Here is a 16,604-nt window from a genome sequence, read left to right as displayed (position 1 = left end):
GTCAGTCGGCCTCGAGCGCTTTCGCCGGGATGATGGTGACGCTCTCGCCACAGCCGCAGGCGTCGGTCTGGTTCGGATTGCGGAACACAAACTTCGAGGCGAGTTTCGTGGTCTCGTAATCGATTTCGGAGCCGATCAGGAACAGGATCGCCTTGGGGTCGATCAGGATGGTGACCCCCTTGTCCTCGACCACCTCGTCCATCGCGCCGATCTCCTCGGCATAGGCGAAGGTGTATTCCTGACCCGCACAGCCGCCGTTCTTCACCCCGACGCGCAGGGCGACATAGGCCTTCTCGGCATTGGCCATGATCTCGCGCACCCGCGCGGCGGCGGCATCCGTGAGGGTGACGGCCTTGGGGCGAGGGCGACGGACGCGCGGTGTGGTCTGGAGGTCGGTCATCAGAACATGTTCAGGGCCAGCTTGGCCTCATCGCTCATCTTGGAGGGATCCCACGGCGGCTCGAACACCAGATTGGCGCGGGCGGACTTGATGCCCTCGACCTTCATCACGGCGTCCTCGATCCAGCCGGGCATCTCGCCGGCCACCGGACAGCCGGGAGCCGTCAGGGTCATGTCGATGAGCACATCCTTGTCGTCCGAGAGATCGACCTTGTAGATCAGGCCAAGCTCATAGACGTCGACCGGGATCTCCGGATCGAACACCGTCTTCAGCGCGGCGATGAGTTCCTCGGTCAGCCGGTCCAGCTCCGCCTGCGGCAGGGCGGCCGTCTGCGGCTCCGCCCAGGTTTCGGCGAAGGTTTCGCTGGTGCTGATTTGACCGTCCATCTCACTCACTGAAAGAACTCCCGCGCCTTGATCAGCGCGTCCACAAAGGCATCCGCATCCTCTACGGTATTATATAGGGCGAATGAGGCCCGCGCGCTCGAACTGATGCCGAAGCGGCGCGACAGGGGCTCGGCGCAGTGCAGGCCCGCGCGCAGGGCGACCCCGTACCGGTCCAGAATCTGGGCCACGTCGTGGGCATGGGCCCCCTCGACCGTGAAGGTCAGGATGGCCCCCTTGCCCGGAGCCTCGCCGATGATCCGGAGCCAGTCGTGCCCCGCCAGACGTCCCGTCACGTGGTCGTACAGGGACCGTTCGTGCGCCGCGACGGCCTCACGATCGAAGGCCATGAACCACTCCAGCGCAGCGCCCAGACCGATGACCTCGAGAATGGGCGGCGTGCCCGCCTCGAACCGGTGCGGGATGCCGGCATAGGTGACGCTGTCCTCGGTGACGGTGGCGATCATCTCGCCCCCGCCCTGATACGGCGGCAGGGCCTCCAGCGCGGCGCGCTTGCCATACATCCCGCCGATGCCGGTCGGGCCGTACAGCTTGTGGCCGGTGAAGACGTAGAAGTCGCAGTCCAGCGCCTGGACGTCCGGGCTGCAGTGCACCGCCCCCTGACAGCCGTCGACCAGTACCAGCGCCCCGGCCGCATGAGCCAGATCGGCGACGGCACGGACATCGTTCACCGTGCCCAGCACATTGGACATATGGGTCACGGCCACCAGCCGGGTCCGGGGGCCGATCAGCGCCGCCAGACCCGCCATGTCCAGCGACCCGTCGTCCAGCACCGGGGCCCATCTCAGCACGATGCCCAGCCGGTCCCGCAGCATGGCCCAGGGCACGATGTTGGCGTGGTGCTCCATCTGGGTCGTGACGATCTCGTCGCCGGGTTTCAGGCTCCGGGCCAGCCCGGCGGCCACCAGATTGAAGGCCTCGGTCCCGCCCTTGGTCCAGACGATCTGGTCGGGCGTCTCGGCGTTCAGGAAGCGGGCGACCGTCTCGCGCGCGGTCTCGAAGGCGTCCGTCGTCTCGTTCGCGAGCGTGTGCAGGCCGCGATGGACGTTGGCGTAGGAGCCCTCCATCGCCGCCGTCAGGGCCTCGATGACCGCCCCCGGCTTCTGCGCCGAGGCGGCCGAGTCCAGATAGACCAGCGGCTTGCCGTTCACCGTCCGCGACAGGATCGGGAACTGGGCCCGGGCCGCGTAGGGATCAAATCCTCCCCCATCGGGGGAGGGGGACCGCGGAGCGGTGGAGGGGGCCAGCCGCGGGGACGGTGTCCGGGGCAAGCCCCCTCCGTCTCCTCCGCTGCGCTTCGGAGCCACCTCCCCCGACGGGGGAGGATTGGTCAGAGCCTGGCCGTCAGCCATGACCGGACCTCCTCTCGCGCGCCCTCATGGGCGATGCGGTCGACGACCTCGAACAGGAAGGCCTGGGTCAGGAGCGCCCGCGCCTCGTCGGCCGGAAGGCCGCGCTGCTCCATGTAAAACAGGGCGTCCTCGTCCAGATTGCCGACGGTGTTGCCGTGGGCGCACTGCACGTCGTCGGCATAGATTTCCAGCTCCGGCTTGGCGTCCACCTCGGCCCGTTCGCCCAGGATCAGGGCATGGTGGCCCATCCGCGCGTCGGTGCCGTCAGCCCCGCGCTCGACCACGATCTTGCCCTGGAACACGCCGCGCGCGGTGTCGCGCACCACGCCCTTGGTCAGTTGGGAGGTCACGCCGTTCAGCCCGCCGTGACGCACGACGCTGGTCAGGTCGGCATGGCGCTCGCCGGACAGGGCATAGAGGCCGTCAAGCGTGATCTCCGTCCCCTCCCCGCCATGGGCCAGATGGGTCTCCTGCCGCTGCAGCCGCGCGCCGGTGGTGATCGTTGTCTGGCGATAGATGCCACCCGGTGCGACGCGCACGTCGATCTCCGTCACGGAAATCGCGTCGGCGGGTTCATCGATCAGGACGACACGCGTGACCTCGGCTCCGCCCGCGACGTCGATATCGATCCGGTTGTGGGCGACATAGGCCGAACCCGCGCCCTCGTGTGTCTCCAGCAGCAGCAGCCGGGCTCCCGGCCGGGCCACGATCCGGGCCGAGGCGGCGTGGCCGGTCCCGGTGGCGTGGGAGATGAACCGCAGACGCAGCGTCTGATCGCCGGAGGCGATGAAATCAGTGACTCCGACCGCCCGCCCGTTGGCAAACACGATCGCCTCACCGCCCAGGGCATGGAAGGGTCCGGGTGGCCCGATGGCCGTCGTTGGCGATGGTGCCGGCGTGTCGCGCAGGACGCGGGCCAGATCCGTGTATTTCCACGCCTCGACCCGCCGCGACGGGAAGGTCGAGGGATCGCGAAGGTCCAACATCGTCATACCCTTCTCCCCTTGCGGGAGAAGGTGGCAGCCGAAGGCTGACGGATGAGGGGTCGCACGGACCCCTCCGATTGGCTTACAGGCCCTTCACAGGCGACGCCGGTGTGACCCCTCATCCGACCCGCTGCGCGGGCCACCTTCTCCCGCAAGGAGAGAAGGATGATCACGCCGCCACCGGCAGATACTTGTCATACCCTTCCGCCTCCAGCTGGTGCGCCAGCTCCGGCCCGCCCGAGGCCACGATCCGGCCCGCGGCCAGCACATGCACCCGGTCCGGTTTGATATAGTCCAGCAGGCGCTGATAGTGGGTGATGACCAGCATCGCCCGATCGGGACGGCGGAGCGCATTGACCCCCTCCGACACGATCCGCAGGGCGTCGATGTCGAGGCCGGAATCGGTCTCGTCGAGGATCAGCAGCGACGGCTCCAGCAGGGCCATCTGCAGGATCTCCATCCGCTTCTTCTCGCCGCCGGAAAAGCCGACATTGAGCGGCCGCTTCAGCATGTCGAAATCCATTTTCAGCGCCGCCGACGCCGCCCGCACCAGCTTCAGGAAGGCGGGCGCCGAGACCTCCTCCTCGCCGCGCGCCCGCTTCTGCGCGTTCAGCGCCGTGCGCACGAACGTTAGCGCCGGCACGCCGGGGATCTCGATCGGATACTGGAACGACAGGAACACGCCCTTCGCCGCCCGCGCCGCCGGGTCGAGTTCGAGCAGGTCGTCGCCCTTCCACGACACAGCCCCTTCAGTCGCTTCATAGCCGGGCCGTCCCGACAGGGCGTAGCCGAGCGTCGACTTGCCGGCCCCGTTCGGCCCCATGATGGCGTGCACCTCGCCCGCCGGAACATCGAGCGTCAGCCCCTTGAGGATCGGCTTGTCGCCGACGGAGACGTGGAGGTTGGAGATGGAGAGCATGTCAGGCGTCATCAAATTTGTAGGTGTCAAAGGTCTGGTAGCGAACCGGGGTCGCGGCTGTCAGTTCATCGCGGAGGTCCGCGAGTTCGCTGTCGGATTCATCGGCGGACAACGGCTCAGACTTCTCCACCTCGACAACGACCAGTCCGAGGACGGCCATCTCGCGTTCCACTGCAGCGCGATAGCCTGCCTGATCGGTCGCCAGCGCGACGACGTTCGCATAGGCACCGACGGCACCGTCAAACGCGTCGCTTGCACCTGAAGCAGGCCGCAGATGCAGCGTTCCCCACCAAGGATGCGGACCGCTCACCCCACGCTCCCTTCCAGCGAGATCGCCACCAGCTTCTGGGCCTCGACGGCGAACTCCATCGGCAGTTTCTGCATCACGTCGCGGACGAAGCCGTTGACCAGAAGGGCCACCGCCTCCTCCTGCGACAGGCCGCGCTGCTGGGCGTAGAACAGCTGGTCGTCGGACAGGCGGGTGGTCGTCGCCTCGTGCTCCAGCTGGGCCGAGCCGTTGCGGGCCTCGATATAGGGCACGGTGTGGGAGCCGCAGTCGCCGCCGATCAGCAAGGAATCGCACTGGGTGAAGTTGCGCACCCCCGTCGCCTTGGGGTGCACCGAAACGAGGCCGCGATAGGTCGAGTCCGACTTTCCGGCCGAGACCGCCTTGGCGATGATCCGGCTCTTCGAGTTCTTGCCCAGGTGGATCATCTTGGTGCCGGTGTCGGCCTGCTGATGTCCGTTGGTGATGGCGATCGAATAGAACTCGCCCGAGCTCTCCTCGCCGCGCAGGACGCAGGACGGGTATTTCCACGTCACGGCCGAGCCAGTCTCGACCTGGGTCCATGACACCTTCGACCGGTCGCCCCTGCAGTCGGCCCGCTTGGTGACGAAGTTGTAGATGCCGCCCTTGCCCTCGGCGTCGCCGGGGTACCAGTTCTGGACCGTCGAATATTTGATCTCGGCGTCGTCCAGCGCCACCAGCTCGACGACCGCCGCATGCAGCTGGTTCTCGTCGCGCATAGGAGCGGTGCAGCCCTCGAGGTAGCTGACGTAGGAGCCCTTGTCGGCGATGATCAGGGTGCGCTCGAACTGGCCCGTCTGGCTCGCATTGATGCGGAAATAGGTCGACAGCTCCATCGGGCAGCGCACGCCCGGCGGGATGTAGACGAAGGATCCATCCGAAAACACCGCGCTGTTCAGCGCCGCGAAATAGTTGTCCGAGACCGGCACCACCGATCCGAGATATTGCCGCACCAGATCCGGATATTCCCGCAAGGCCTCGGAAATCGGCATGAAAATCACCCCGACCTTGGCCAGCTCGGCCTTGAAGGTGGTGACCACGCTGACGCTGTCGAACACCGCGTCCACGGCATACCGCGGCGCGCCCTCGACACCGGCCAGAACCGCCTGTTCGCCCAGCGGGATGCCCAGCTTGGCGTAGATGGCGAGGATCTCCGGATCGACCTCGTCCAGCGACTTCGGCCCGTCCTTCTTCTTCGGGGCCGCATAGTAGAACAGCGACTGGTAATCGACCGGCTCATATTTCACCGAGGCCCAGGTCGGCTCCTCCATCGCCAGCCAGCGCTCATAGGCGGCCAGGCGCCACTCCAGCATCCATTCCGGCTCGCCCTTCTTCTCGGAGATGAAGCGGACGATGTCGGCGCTCAGCCCGCGCGGCGCGTATTCGGTCTCGATGTCCGAGGTGAAGCCGTGCTCGTACTTCTCCAGGGCGGCGACGACGTCGATGGTTTCCTGAACGGCGGCCATGGCTTAGGCGGTTTCCTTCATGCGCGCGGACTGGCGCGCCCGATGTTGCTCATATGAGCGCACCCAGGCCGCGGCGAAGCGCGACCAATCGTCTTCCACCGTCCCCCAGCCGCCCGAGGCGCGCAGGCCTCCGGTGGCCAGATCCATCCGCCCGGTGGCGAGGATGGCCCGCGACGGCTTGGTCTTGCCCGAGCTGCAGGCCGAGCCGCCCGAGACCATGATCCCGGCCAGATCAAGCGTGATCAGCTGGGTCGGGCTGTCCCAGCCGGCCACCCCGACGAACGCGGTGTTGGGCAGGCGCTCGGCCCCCTGGCCGATGACGATCCCGCCGGCCGCAGCGATCACCGCCTCGGCCGCGTCGCGCCACGGCTGGTGTGTGGCCGCCATGGGCAGGTCGCGGGCGGCGCAGTCGGCGGCGACGCCGAAGCCATGGATGCCCGGCACATTCTCGGTCCCGGCCCGCATGCCGCGCTCCTGACCGGCCCCGCGAATGATCTGCACCGCCGAACGGCCTTCGCCCAGCACCAGGGCACCCACGCCCTGCGGCCCGCCAAGCTTGTGCGCCGACAGGGTCAGGCTGTCGGCCTTCAGCCCGGCCATGGAGACCGGGATCTTGCCCGCCGACTGGATGGCGTCGACGTGCAGCCAGCCGCCGGCCGCGCGCACCAGGGTCGCGGCCTCGCGGATCGGCTGGATCACGCCGCTCTCGTTGTTGGCATGGTGGATGGCGACCACGGCCTTACCGGGCAGGCGCAGCAGTTCGGACAGCTTGCCGAGGTCGATGACGCCCCGCGCATCGACCGGCAGCACCTTGACCGGCTTGCCCGAGGCGATGGCAGCCTCGGCCACACAGGGGTGTTCGGTGGCGCAGACGATCAGCCGCTCGAACCCGGCGGCCAGCGCACTGGCCAGCGCCTGGGCATTGGACTCCGTCCCGCCCGACGAGAACACAACCGACGCAGAGTTGGCCCCGACGAGGGCGGCGACCTTCGCTCGCGCGGTCTCGACCCGCGCCCGGGCGCGTCGACCAGCGGCATGCACCGCCGACGGATTTCCGTTGTCGGCCAGGGCCTCGGCCATGGCCGCCTGAACCTCGGGCCGCACGAGGGCCGAGGCGTTATAGTCCAGATAGACCCCGCTCATGCCGCCACCCCGACATCGGCGGACGCATCCATGCGCCGGCGGCCGGTCCGCTTCAGGATCACATCCTCCAGCGACACACTGGCCAGATAGCGGTGGATCTCGTCGCCGAGGTCCTCCCACAGATCGTGGGTGATGCATTTCTCGCCGGCCATCATGCAGCCGCGCGCGGTGCCATGGGCCGAACAGCGGGTCGCCCGGATCGGCTCATCGACCGCCAGAACGATCTCGGACACCACGGTCTCGTCCGCCGGCTTGGCCAGCCGGTAGCCGCCGCCGGGCCCACGCACGCTGCGCACCAGCCCGCCCTTGCGCAGACGGGCGAACAGCTGCTCGAGGTAACTCAATGAAATCTCTTGCCGCGCGGCGATCTCGGCCAGGGAAACCGCCCGGCCGTCCGCGCCCTCGCCCCGGCCGTGCCGGGCCAGATCGGCCATCGCCATCACGGCATATCGTCCCTTGGTCGACAGTCGCATCGTCCACCTTCAAAAATCGCGCGCTTTCGCAGGCGGTTGTGCTATGACCCGCCGCTTCGCGAGGCGTCCCGGTCGTCTTGAACCACGCAGGATGGACTTAGAAAGTCCTACCCCCATGGTCAAGTATTCGGCGAGCCCGAAACGACAGTTGAATGGATTCCAGAGCCCCATGCCTGAAGTCATCCTGCCCGGCGCCTCCGGCCGCATCGAGGGCCGCTACTCCCCCGGCAAGCGGGCCAATGCCCCGATCGCCCTGATCCTGCACCCCCACCCCAAGGCGGGCGGGCATATGAACAATCCGGTCGCGGTGACCCTGCACCAGCTGTTCCAGCAGCGTGGTTTTGCCACCCTGCGCTACAATTCGCGCGGCGTCGGCAAGTCGCAGGGCGAGTTCGACTCGGGCATCGGCGAGCTGGCCGATGCCGCCACGGCGCTGGACTGGCTGCAGTCCAACAACCCGGCCGCCACCCAGACCTGGGTCGGGGGCTACCAGTTCGGGGCCTATATCGGCATGCAGCTGCTGATGCGCCGGCCCGAGACGGACGGCTTCATCTCGATCTCGCCGCCGTCCAACATGTACGATTTCAGCTTCCTCGCCCCCTGCCCCGCCTCAGGCCTGTTCCTGCACGGCACGGCCGATACCGTGGTGCCGCCGGTCGAGGTCGAGCGCGTGGTCAACAAGCTGCGGACCCAGAAGGGCATCGTCATCGACTATGAGCTGGAAGAGGGCGCCAGCCACTTCTGGCAGGACCATATCGACGCCGTCGACCGCCGCGTGGGCCTGTATCTGGACAAGCGGCTGGAAGAAAAGCCGGCCTGATCGTATTCCCGGGTCGCGCGTTGGAGACCCGGATGCAGCACGACATCGTCATCATCGGCGGCGGAGCGGGTGGCCTTGAGCTCGCCGCCCGCCTGGGCCGTCGGTTTGGCCCGCGCGAGGGCCGCCGGCGCGTCCTCCTGATCGACCGCTCGATCTTCCATCTGTGGAAGCCCAGCCTGCACGAGGTGGCGGCGGGGTCGCTGGACAGCCACCAGGAGGGCCTGTCCTATCCTGTGCTGGCGCGACGCAATCATTTCAGCTTCGCCTTCGGCGACCTGACCGGCCTCGATCCGGCCAGCAAGACCCTGACCCTTGGCGAGATCCGGGATCAGGACGGGGTGGTTCTGGTCCAGCCCCGGACCCTGTCGTTTACCACCCTCGTTCTGGCGATCGGCAGCGGATCGAACCTGTTCAACACGCCGGGCGCCGCCGAACACGCCCATCTGCTCGAGGACGTCGCCGATGCCGAGGCCTTCAACAAGCGCCTGACCGCCGCCTTCCTCGCCACGGCCTATTCGGACGACCGGACGCTGAACATCGCCATCGTCGGGGCGGGCGCGACCGGGGTCGAACTGTCCACGGAGCTGATCGAGGGCCACGACGAGCTGTCGGCCGGACTGGCCCCGGACCAGAGATTCGACCTCAAGGTCACGATCGTGGAGGCCGCCCCCCGCATCCTCGGCGGCCTGCCGGACCGGGTCTCAGCCAAGGCCGCCCAGGCGCTGGAAGCCAAAGGGGTGCGTCTGCTGACGGACGCGAAGGTCGAGGCCGTTCACGCCGACCGGCTGGATACCTCCAAAGGCCCGGTCCCGGCGGATCTGATCGTCTGGGCCGCCGGGGTGAAGGCGGCGGAGTCGAACCGCGATCTCGGCCTTGCGACCGGCCGCATCAACCAGTTCGTGGTCGATGACCACCTCCGCACCTCGGTCCCCGGCATCTGTGCCATGGGGGACTGCGCCGAGGCCCCCGGCCCGGGGGACCGCCCCGTGCCCGCCCGCGCCCAGGCGGCCGCCCAGCAGGCCGCCTACCTCGCCCGAGCCCTGTCGAACCCGGAGCGCGACCCCGGCCCGTATGTCTATCGTGACAAGGGCTCGCTGGTGTCCCTGGGCGACAACAAGGGCGTCGGCTCACTGATGGGCAATCTGGGCGGTCCGAACTTCCTGATCGAGGGTCTGGTGGCCAAATGGGCCTATATGGCCCTGCACCTGGATCACCACAGGGCCATCCTGGGGGTGCGCCGTACCGCCCTGTTGGCCCTGTCCCGCCTGCTCCACCGCCGTGTCTCGGGCCGGCTGAAGCTGCACTGACCGGGAGGTGGCGCGGTCACATCGGGCACACCTTTTCGCCCTCACGGCGATCGCCCACGACCGATTCTGACGTATCGACCTGCGACACTGTCTGGCGCAGGTCTTTGACAGTCGAATCCCGCATCCTCCGTCGTAGCAGGACGATGCGGACTCAACGGACTCAACGGACTTCTGTTTTTCGTCCACGTCACCGATCATCGGGACTCCGTGGACTCAGTGGACCCTGTTTTTTTCGTCCCGATCGGTCCGCCGGGTCAGCGGTAGATCAGGAACGGCTCACGCGCCTCGATCCAGGCCCGCTCGTCCGGCACGGTGATCGCATCCAGATCGTCCGCGGTCGCCCCGGCGGCGTCGACCCATTCCCGCAGGCCCGGCCCGCCGTTGATGACATCGATCGGCAGCTTGCCGAAGGCGTATTCATACGGGAAGTCGCGCCACAGGTCGTAGTCGGGATACAGCCGCCGGATCGCCTTGAAGCCCAGCGCCTGGACCCGCCACGGCCGGAAGGCGGCGTGGTCATAGTGCGGACCCTCGACGTGGATCTGGACGCCCGAGCACAGCTGGCCGACGTGTTTGTGGAAGGTTGGCTCGAACCACATGTCGCGCAGGACGCAGCCTCCGACCCACTCCGGCGCGAAAGCCTTCATCTCGGCAATGACCGCCCGCGCGTCGATGTCGGGGGCCCCGAACAGCTCCAGCGGCCGGGTCGTGCCCCGTCCCTCGGACAGGGTGGCCCCCTCGACCATCACCGTGCCCGGATAGGCCCGCGCCATCGACAGGTTCGGGGCATTGGGGCTGGGGTTGATCCAGGCCCGCTCCCCCAGCGGCCAGCCGAAGCCGGGGCCCGCGTCGGGGTGATAGCCCTGCATCTCGATGACGCGGTAGGCCACATCCAGTTTGAAGTGGTCGATGAACCAGTGGCCCAGCTCGCCCAGGGTCATGCCGTGACGCATCGGCATCGGCCCGGCCCCGACGAAGCTCTCCCAGCCCGGCCGCAGGGTCGTGCCCTCGACCGGTCGCCCGGCGGGGTTGGGTCGGTCCAGCACCCAGACCTCCTTCCCGTGCTCGGCCGCCGCCTCCAGCACATAGAGCAGGGTGGTGATGAAGGTGTAGATCCGGCAACCAAGGTCCTGCATGTCGATCAGCACCACGTCGAAGGTGCTCATCATCTGGCCGGTCGGCCGCCGCACCTCGCCGTACAGGCTGAAGACCGGAAAGCCGTGGACCGGATCAGTCTCGTCCGGGCTCTCCATCATATTGTCCTGCAGATCCCCCTTCATCCCGTGCTGGGGCCCGAAGGCGGCGCTGATGTTCACCCCCGCCGCGATCAGGGCGTCGATCGAATGGGTCAGGTCGGCCGTCACCGAGGCCGGATGGGCCACCAGGGCGACACGCCGGCCCTTCAACTGCGCCAGAAGCTCCGGGTCGGACAGGAGGCGGTCGATGCCGAAGATCATGGCAGGTCCAGAACGAAGGAATTGGGATGGTGGAAGTCAGGCTTATCGGACGGATGGGCCAGGGCCCAATAGGTCCTCGCGCCGTCGACGGTCTCGATGACGGCGGATAGCCCCAGACGCCGGGCATCGACAGGCAGTTCGATGCGGCCTTCGAGGGCGACGTAGTCGCGGCCGCCGTCCAGCCCCTCGACCACGCAGACCTCATCGGCCGGCCGCATGCCCTCGCGATACCCGTCGAACCGGTAGCTGGCCCACTGGCCCGATGGCGACAGGTTGAACTCGCGGTAGCCGTCGTCTGTCGTCACAAACGCCTCGAAACAGGTGTGCTGCCAAAGGTTATCCGCCCGCCCGACAGGGGCATCGCCCGGCCAGGCGATGAAATCCGGATTGTCGTTGATGATGAACCTCAGCCACAGCAGGCCACCCTCCCGCGCGAACTCGACCGAGATCGCCTCGGGATAGACGTGCGTATTGGGGGCATGGGGTATCAGCGTGGCGCGCATCCCGAACCGATAGCGGCTGGTTGACGCCGGTCAACGCCCGGCGCTAGGACAACCTCATGTTCGCGACCCGCGCCCTGCCCGGCCTGTATTACCGCCCCTCGATCTGATCGAGCGGCCGCGAACCCCTGCGCCGCATTTTGCCGGCGCGACACCCGAGACAGAGCGCCGGCCTCCCTGCTAACGGAGCCGACCATGAGCGACACACCTTTCCAGTCCGACTTCCTGAAGACCCTGCAGGCGCGCGGCTATATCCATCAGGTCACCCATCCGGCCGAGCTGGACGCGGCGGCGAAGGCAGGGATCGTGGTCGGCTATGTCGGCTTCGACGCCACGGCCAAAAGCCTGCACGTCGGCAATCTGATCTCGGTCATGATGCTGCGGCGGCTGCAGCAGGCGGGCGGCAAGCCCGTGGTCATCATCGGCGGCGGCACGACCAAGGTCGGCGACCCGACAGGCCGCGACACCTCGCGCCCCCATCTGACCGACGCCGACATCGCCGCCAACATCGCCTCGATCAAGTCGGTGTTCGAGGTGTTCCTGACCTTCGGCGACGGCCCGACCGACGCCATCCTGATCAACAACGACGACTGGCTGTCGCAGTACGGCTACATCCAGTTCCTGCGCGACTACGGCACCCATTTCACCGTCAACCGGATGCTGGCCTTCGACTCGGTCAAGCTGCGGCTGGAACGCGAACAGCCGATGACCTTCCTCGAGTTCAACTACATGCTGATGCAGTCGGTGGACTTCCTCGAGCTGAACCGCCGCCACAATGTGACCCTGCAGATGGGCGGGTCGGACCAGTGGGGCAACATCGTCTCGGGCGTCGATCTGGTGCGCCGGGTGGACCAGAAGGCCGCCTTCGGCCTGACCACACCCCTGTTGACCACGGCCTCGGGCGGGAAGATGGGCAAGACCGCGCAGGGGGCTGTCTGGCTGAACGCCGAACAGCTGAGCCCCTATGACTACTGGCAGTTCTGGCGCAATGCCGAGGACGCCGACGTCGGCAAGTTCATGAAGCTGTTCACCGACCTGCCGCTGGACCGGATTGCCGCCTACGAGGCCCTGCAGGGGGCCGAGATCAATGAAGCCAAGAAGGCGCTGGCCGACGCGGCGACGACGATGCTGCACGGGGCCGAAGCCGCCGCCGCCGCCCGCGCCGCCGCCGAGGGCGCGTTCGAACAGGGCACCCTGTCGGCTGACCTGCCGACCGTCGAACTGCCGGCGGCCGAGGTGATCGGTGCCATGCTGGCGGCCGTCGCCACCCGCGCCGGCCTTACGGCCTCCAACGGTGAGGCCCGGCGCCTCGCCCAGGGCGGCGGCCTGCGACTGAATGACGAGGCGATCGCCGACGGCGGCCGGCTTATCGAAACAACCGACGTCAATGCCGATGGTGTTGTGAAACTGGCGGCGGGCAAGAAGAAGATCCTGCTCGTCCGCCCTGTCTGACCGGAGAGAGTGAAATGACCGAGATCGTGGAAGGCGCAAAAGCCCCCGCATTCGACATGCCCGCCGACGGCGGCGGCCGGGCCACCCTGTCCGGGCCGACGGTCCTGTATTTCTATCCCAAGGCCGATACGCCCGGCTGCACCAATGAGGCGAAGGACTTCACCGACCACGCCGAGGCCTTCGCCGCTGCGGGGGTCACGGTCATCGGCGTGTCCAAGGACCCGGTGAAGAAGCTGGAGAAGTTCAAGGCCAAATACGACCTCAGGGTCACCCTGGCCTCGGACGAGGAGACCGGCGTCACCGAGGCGTTCGGCGTCTGGGTCGAGAAGAGCATGTATGGCCGGACCTATATGGGGATCGAGCGGGCGACCTTCCTGATCGACGGCGCGGGCGTCGTCCGCCGCGTCTGGCGCAAGGTGTCGGTCAAGGGCCATGCCGAGGCCGTTCTCGCAGCCGCGAAAGAGCTTTGATCCGGGCCCGGAGCTCCAAAGGGAAGTCTTGAAAGGCGACTGATCAGACGTCTCGAATACCCCTCCGGGGCGAAACAGCCCTACATATAGATTCGTTGCGGCCACCAGACCGGGCAACGTGGTTAAGATTACGTGAACGGTATTGCCGTTCGGCAACGCTTCACGGATAAAGCCCCGGTACATGGGGGCGTGTTCATATGCGGGAAGAACAGGAGCCGGTCAGACGCTCTTTGATCGAGCGCTGGTTTCCGGAACGACACGTCTTTCTACGGACAAATGGCGAGATCAAGGGCCATGTCCTCACCAGTGGCCGGCAGATGATGATGGCGGGGGCCGGCATCGCCGTCGCCGCATGGACGCTGGTGGCGTCGGGCAGCTTCATCTTCGACCTCGCCGCCCGAAGCCGCGCCGACGAAGAGATCGTTCGCGCCCGCGCCGCCTCCGAACGCCTGAACGCCGACCTGCAGGCCCGGCTGGAAACCGCCGTCGTGCGCATGTCGGCCACCACCGGCGGGCTCGACGAAATGGCCTCCATGGTCGAACGCCGGCACGCCGCCCTGACCGGAGTCATGACCATGTTCCGTGGCGTGGACGGGGCCGAGGCCGTCCTGGCGCCCGGTCTCCCCTGTCCGCCACCCAGGCCGGTCCGGTCCAGCGCATCGTCGCTGTGCGCATGGACCAGGAGCGGCTGATCGAACGCGCCGGTGATTTCGCCCAGACGCGGGCCGAACGGCTGCGGCTCGCCTTCCGCCTCGCCGGTCTCAATCCCGCCGCCTACGGAGCCAAGGGAACCGCGCTCGGTGGTCCGCTGGTCGAGGCTCGCGATCCCAAGGCCCTGGCCACCATCCTGGATGTCGACGAACCCTTTGCTGTCCGCATTCACCACGCCGCCAACAACCTGTCGGAAATGCGCGGTCTGGCCGACGCCGCCGAAGGCCTGCCCTTCCACCGCCCGACACAGGCGCGGACAACCTCCGGATTCGGGGTTCGGTTCGATCCTTTCAACGGACGCCCCGCCGTGCATCAGGGCCAGGATTTCGCCGCGCCGCTGAACGCGCCGATCCACGCGACCGCGCCCGGGATCGTGTCGTTTGCCGGTGTGCGTTCAGGGTATGGCAACACCGTTGAGATAGATCATGGCCGCGGTTTCAAGACCCGCTTCGCCCATCTGAACACCATGGCCGTCCAGCCGGGCCAGCGCATCGCGCTCGGCCAGCGCATCGGCGGCATGGGAACGACCGGACGCTCCACCGGCGTTCATCTGCACTACGAAGTGTGGATGGACGGCCGCCCGCAGAACCCCGCCCGCTTCATCCGCGCAGGAGAACAAATTGTTCAATAAGCCGAAATCCCCCGCCCCCGAGCGGCCGTCGACCGCCCTGCCGATCCCGCCCTTGCCGGATCTGCCTTCACCCGGCCAGAACCGCGCCCCCGCCCCGGCTCCGGCCCCCTCCCCGATCGCCTCCTCGCGTGGCCTGTCGACCCTTTCGTCCGATCTTCAGTTCGAGGGCAACGTCTCGGGTGCCGGCGATCTCCAGATTGACGGTGCGATCAAGGGTGACGTGCGCGTTGGCCGGCTGATCGTCGGCGAGACCGGTGCAGTCGAGGGCAATGTCACGGCGGACTATCTCGAGGTGCGCGGCCGGATCGTCGGCAGCGTCTCGGGCAAGCAGGTCAAGCTCATCTCCACCGCCTATGTGGACGGCGACATCACGGCGGAGCAGCTGTCGATCGACATCGGGGCCTATTTCCAGGGCCGCGTCCTGCAAAGCCGCCGCGAGGCCCCGGCACCGATTGCCCCCGCGCCACGGCAGGCCCAGGCGATGGCCGAGGTCGAGGCTGCGCCGGCGCACGTGGCACCGGTGGAAGACAAACCCCAGGTGATCGACCTCAAACCGGTCTAGGCCGACCGGTCTCCCGCCCCGGTCGGGCGGGAGACCGCGCGATCACTCGACCGTCGACCCGCGCGTTTCGCCGACCCGCTGGGCCAGTGCCGCGCCCATGAAAGGGTCCAGGTCCCCATCCAGCACGCCCTGGGTGTCCGAGGTCTCGACCTCGGTGCGCAGGTCCTTGACCATCTGATAGGGCTGCAGGACGTAGCTGCGGATCTGGTGGCCCCAGCCGATGTCGGTCTTGGCGTCCGCCAGGGCCTGGGCCGCGGCTTCCCGCGTCTGCAGTTCCAGCTCATACAGGCGGGCCCGCAGCATCTTCCAGGCCTGTTCCCGGTTCTGATGCTGGGAGCGCCCGGCCTGACAGGCCACGACCGTATTGGTCGGGATGTGGGTCAGGCGCACCGCCGAGTCCGTCTTGTTGATGTGCTGACCGCCCGAGCCCGAGGCGCGATAGGTGTCGGTGCGGACATCGGCTGGATTGATGTCGATGACGATGGTGTCGTCCACGACCGGCGACACGCCGATGGAGGCGAAGCTGGTGTGGCGCTTGGCCGCTGCATCATAGGGGCTGATCCGCACCAGCCGGTGAACCCCGGACTCCGATTTCAGCCAGCCATAGGCATTGGGTCCGCTGACCAGAATGGTGGCCGACTTGATCCCGGCCTGTTCGCCCGATTCCTCAGCCTCGATCTGGACTTCGTAGCCGTGCGCCTTCGCCCAGCGGGAATACATCCGCAGCAGCATGCCGGCCCAATCGTTCGACTCCGTGCCCCCGGCCCCGGAGTTGACCTCCAGATAGGCGTCGTTGCCGTCGGCCTCGCCGGACAGCAGGGCCTCCAGCTCGGCCCGGGCCGCCCGGTCCTTGATCGCCTTCAGCTGGGCGCGGGCCTCCTCGAGGGTGGCCTCGTCGCCCTCCTCGTCGGCCATGTCGGCCAGCATGATGCCGTCCTCGAGCTCGCGCTCCATGGACTTGACGGCATTGATCTGGGCTTCCAGCCGGGAGCGCTCACGGCTGACCGCCTGGGCTTCGTCGGGCTTGTCCCAGAGCGTCGGGTCCTCGACCCGTGCGTTCAGCTCATCGAGCTTGCGGTTGGCGACATCCCAGTCAAAGACGCCTCCTGAGCAGAGCGACGCTCTGCTCGATGTCGGCCTTCATGGCCTCGACATCCGGTCTCATCGCGAACTCCTGCGATCCAAAGGTGAGGCGCGGACATAGAGGGTCAGAGGCCGGGGGTCGAGGGCCAATCCTGTCTCTG

19 protein-coding genes are annotated in these 16,604 nt (G+C 67.5%); 7 read left to right on the top strand and 12 right to left on the bottom strand.

Translation table 11 applies throughout. The annotated features are described in order from the left end of the window. Position 1 precedes the first annotated feature (1 nt). The 9 genes from SJY26_RS11360 to SJY26_RS11320 form a co-directional block, all read right to left on the bottom strand. Positions 2-400, bottom strand: a complete 399-nt coding sequence (locus SJY26_RS11360) for a HesB/IscA family protein (protein WP_396593143.1) — start codon at positions 398-400, stop codon at positions 2-4. Further along, positions 400-786, bottom strand: coding sequence for an SUF system Fe-S cluster assembly protein (locus tag SJY26_RS11355; RefSeq protein ID WP_396593142.1), 387 nt, complete (start codon positions 784-786; stop codon positions 400-402). Before SJY26_RS11355 ends, SJY26_RS11360 begins: the two co-directional genes overlap by 1 nt. 5 nt (positions 787-791) lie before the next feature. After that, positions 792-2,051, bottom strand: coding sequence for an aminotransferase class V-fold PLP-dependent enzyme (locus SJY26_RS11350; protein WP_396595752.1), 1,260 nt, complete (start codon positions 2,049-2,051; stop codon positions 792-794). Positions 2,052-2,134: 83 nt separating this feature from the next. Beyond that, on the bottom strand, positions 2,135-3,148 hold the full coding sequence (gene sufD / locus SJY26_RS11345) for a Fe-S cluster assembly protein SufD (RefSeq protein ID WP_396593141.1): 1,014 nt from the start codon (positions 3,146-3,148) through the stop codon (positions 2,135-2,137). Positions 3,149-3,311: 163 nt separating this feature from the next. Then, a complete protein-coding gene (gene sufC, locus SJY26_RS11340) occupies positions 3,312-4,061 on the bottom strand; it encodes a Fe-S cluster assembly ATPase SufC (RefSeq protein ID WP_396593140.1) in 750 nt (249 codons plus the stop codon). Between the two features lies 1 nt (position 4,062). Continuing rightward, complete coding sequence (locus SJY26_RS11335) at positions 4,063-4,371, bottom strand: hypothetical protein (RefSeq protein WP_396593139.1); 309 nt, start codon at positions 4,369-4,371, stop codon at positions 4,063-4,065. Further along, on the bottom strand, positions 4,368-5,834 hold the full coding sequence (sufB, locus tag SJY26_RS11330; protein WP_396593138.1) for a Fe-S cluster assembly protein SufB: 1,467 nt from the start codon (positions 5,832-5,834) through the stop codon (positions 4,368-4,370). Before sufB ends, SJY26_RS11335 begins: the two co-directional genes overlap by 4 nt. A gap of 3 nt (positions 5,835-5,837) precedes the next feature. Then, positions 5,838-6,977 (bottom strand): cysteine desulfurase family protein, encoded by a 1,140-nt coding sequence (locus SJY26_RS11325; RefSeq protein WP_396593137.1) that lies wholly within the window; start codon positions 6,975-6,977, stop codon positions 5,838-5,840. Further along, positions 6,974-7,450, bottom strand: coding sequence for an Rrf2 family transcriptional regulator (locus SJY26_RS11320; protein ID WP_396593136.1), 477 nt, complete (start codon positions 7,448-7,450; stop codon positions 6,974-6,976). The genes SJY26_RS11325 and SJY26_RS11320 overlap by 4 nt, the downstream gene beginning before the upstream one ends. Before the next feature lie 169 nt (positions 7,451-7,619). Between SJY26_RS11320 and SJY26_RS11315 the strand changes: the two genes are divergently transcribed. After that, entirely contained in the window at positions 7,620-8,270 is a 651-nt protein-coding gene (locus SJY26_RS11315) for an alpha/beta hydrolase (RefSeq protein ID WP_396593135.1), read from the top strand. 32 nt (positions 8,271-8,302) lie between these two features. Next, a complete protein-coding gene (locus SJY26_RS11310) occupies positions 8,303-9,577 on the top strand; it encodes an NAD(P)/FAD-dependent oxidoreductase (protein WP_396593134.1) in 1,275 nt (424 codons plus the stop codon). A gap of 254 nt (positions 9,578-9,831) precedes the next feature. On the opposite strand, the gene SJY26_RS11305 is transcribed toward SJY26_RS11310, so the two are convergent. Further along, the gene (locus SJY26_RS11305; protein WP_396593133.1) at positions 9,832-11,034 is read right to left on the bottom strand and encodes an exo-beta-N-acetylmuramidase NamZ domain-containing protein; all 1,203 of its coding nucleotides are present in this window, start codon (positions 11,032-11,034) and stop codon (positions 9,832-9,834) included. Beyond that, positions 11,031-11,537 carry a DOMON-like domain-containing protein gene (locus tag SJY26_RS11300; RefSeq protein ID WP_396593132.1) on the bottom strand — a complete coding sequence of 169 codons (507 nt, stop codon included), beginning with the start codon at positions 11,535-11,537 and terminating at the stop codon, positions 11,031-11,033. The genes SJY26_RS11305 and SJY26_RS11300 overlap by 4 nt, the downstream gene beginning before the upstream one ends. A 192-nt stretch (positions 11,538-11,729) precedes the next feature. Here SJY26_RS11300 and tyrS point away from each other — a divergent pair, with 192 nt between their 5' ends. The 5 genes from tyrS (at position 11,730) to SJY26_RS11275 (ending at position 15,360) form a co-directional block, all read left to right on the top strand. Next, the gene (gene tyrS / locus SJY26_RS11295) at positions 11,730-12,986 is read left to right on the top strand and encodes a tyrosine--tRNA ligase (protein WP_396593131.1); all 1,257 of its coding nucleotides are present in this window, start codon (positions 11,730-11,732) and stop codon (positions 12,984-12,986) included. Positions 12,987-13,000: 14 nt separating this feature from the next. Beyond that, positions 13,001-13,456: a peroxiredoxin gene (locus tag SJY26_RS11290; RefSeq protein ID WP_396593130.1), complete on the top strand. Its 456-nt coding sequence runs from the start codon at positions 13,001-13,003 to the stop codon at positions 13,454-13,456. Between the two features lie 230 nt (positions 13,457-13,686). Further along, complete coding sequence (locus SJY26_RS11285) at positions 13,687-14,148, top strand: DUF5930 domain-containing protein (RefSeq protein ID WP_396593129.1); 462 nt, start codon at positions 13,687-13,689, stop codon at positions 14,146-14,148. Beyond that, positions 14,130-14,798 (top strand): M23 family metallopeptidase, encoded by a 669-nt coding sequence (locus tag SJY26_RS11280; protein WP_396595751.1) that lies wholly within the window; start codon positions 14,130-14,132, stop codon positions 14,796-14,798. Before SJY26_RS11285 ends, SJY26_RS11280 begins: the two co-directional genes overlap by 19 nt. Continuing rightward, the gene (locus SJY26_RS11275) at positions 14,788-15,360 is read left to right on the top strand and encodes a polymer-forming cytoskeletal protein (RefSeq protein WP_396593128.1); all 573 of its coding nucleotides are present in this window, start codon (positions 14,788-14,790) and stop codon (positions 15,358-15,360) included. The genes SJY26_RS11280 and SJY26_RS11275 overlap by 11 nt, the downstream gene beginning before the upstream one ends. Before the next feature lie 42 nt (positions 15,361-15,402). Here SJY26_RS11275 and prfB read toward each other — a convergent pair. Further along, a protein-coding gene (gene prfB, locus SJY26_RS11270; protein WP_396593127.1) for a peptide chain release factor 2 occupies positions 15,403-16,525 on the bottom strand; the annotation gives its coding sequence in 2 pieces (ribosomal slippage) (positions 15,403-16,455 and positions 16,457-16,525; 1,122 coding nt in all). Between the last annotated feature and the right edge of the window lie 79 nt (positions 16,526-16,604).

This window comes from Brevundimonas sp. R86498 (assembly GCF_044598075.1).
Taxonomy (GTDB): domain Bacteria; phylum Pseudomonadota; class Alphaproteobacteria; order Caulobacterales; family Caulobacteraceae; genus Brevundimonas.
The sequence above is the reverse complement of the archived record's forward strand: the minus strand, read 5'-3'. Positions and strand labels throughout refer to the sequence as shown.

Excerpts from the sequence above, each read along its gene's own strand:
- SJY26_RS11360 (WP_396593143.1), bottom strand. The coding sequence starts at position 400 with ATGACCGACCTCCAGACCACACCGCGCGTCCGTCGCCCTCGCCCCAAG.
- SJY26_RS11355 (WP_396593142.1), bottom strand. The coding sequence starts at position 786 with ATGGACGGTCAAATCAGCACCAGCGAAACCTTCGCCGAAACCTGGGCG.
- sufD (WP_396593141.1), bottom strand. The coding sequence starts at position 3,148 with ATGACGATGTTGGACCTTCGCGATCCCTCGACCTTCCCGTCGCGGCGG.
- sufC (WP_396593140.1), bottom strand. The coding sequence starts at position 4,061 with ATGCTCTCCATCTCCAACCTCCACGTCTCCGTCGGCGACAAGCCGATC.
- sufB (WP_396593138.1), bottom strand. The coding sequence starts at position 5,834 with ATGGCCGCCGTTCAGGAAACCATCGACGTCGTCGCCGCCCTGGAGAAG.
- SJY26_RS11325 (WP_396593137.1), bottom strand. The coding sequence starts at position 6,977 with ATGAGCGGGGTCTATCTGGACTATAACGCCTCGGCCCTCGTGCGGCCC.
- SJY26_RS11320 (WP_396593136.1), bottom strand. The coding sequence starts at position 7,450 with ATGCGACTGTCGACCAAGGGACGATATGCCGTGATGGCGATGGCCGAT.
- SJY26_RS11315 (WP_396593135.1), top strand. The coding sequence starts at position 7,620 with ATGCCTGAAGTCATCCTGCCCGGCGCCTCCGGCCGCATCGAGGGCCGC.
- SJY26_RS11310 (WP_396593134.1), top strand. The coding sequence starts at position 8,303 with ATGCAGCACGACATCGTCATCATCGGCGGCGGAGCGGGTGGCCTTGAG.
- SJY26_RS11305 (WP_396593133.1), bottom strand. The coding sequence starts at position 11,034 with ATGATCTTCGGCATCGACCGCCTCCTGTCCGACCCGGAGCTTCTGGCG.
- SJY26_RS11300 (WP_396593132.1), bottom strand. The coding sequence starts at position 11,537 with ATGCGCGCCACGCTGATACCCCATGCCCCCAATACGCACGTCTATCCC.
- tyrS (WP_396593131.1), top strand. The coding sequence starts at position 11,730 with ATGAGCGACACACCTTTCCAGTCCGACTTCCTGAAGACCCTGCAGGCG.
- SJY26_RS11290 (WP_396593130.1), top strand. The coding sequence starts at position 13,001 with ATGACCGAGATCGTGGAAGGCGCAAAAGCCCCCGCATTCGACATGCCC.
- SJY26_RS11280 (WP_396595751.1), top strand. The coding sequence starts at position 14,130 with ATGGACCAGGAGCGGCTGATCGAACGCGCCGGTGATTTCGCCCAGACG.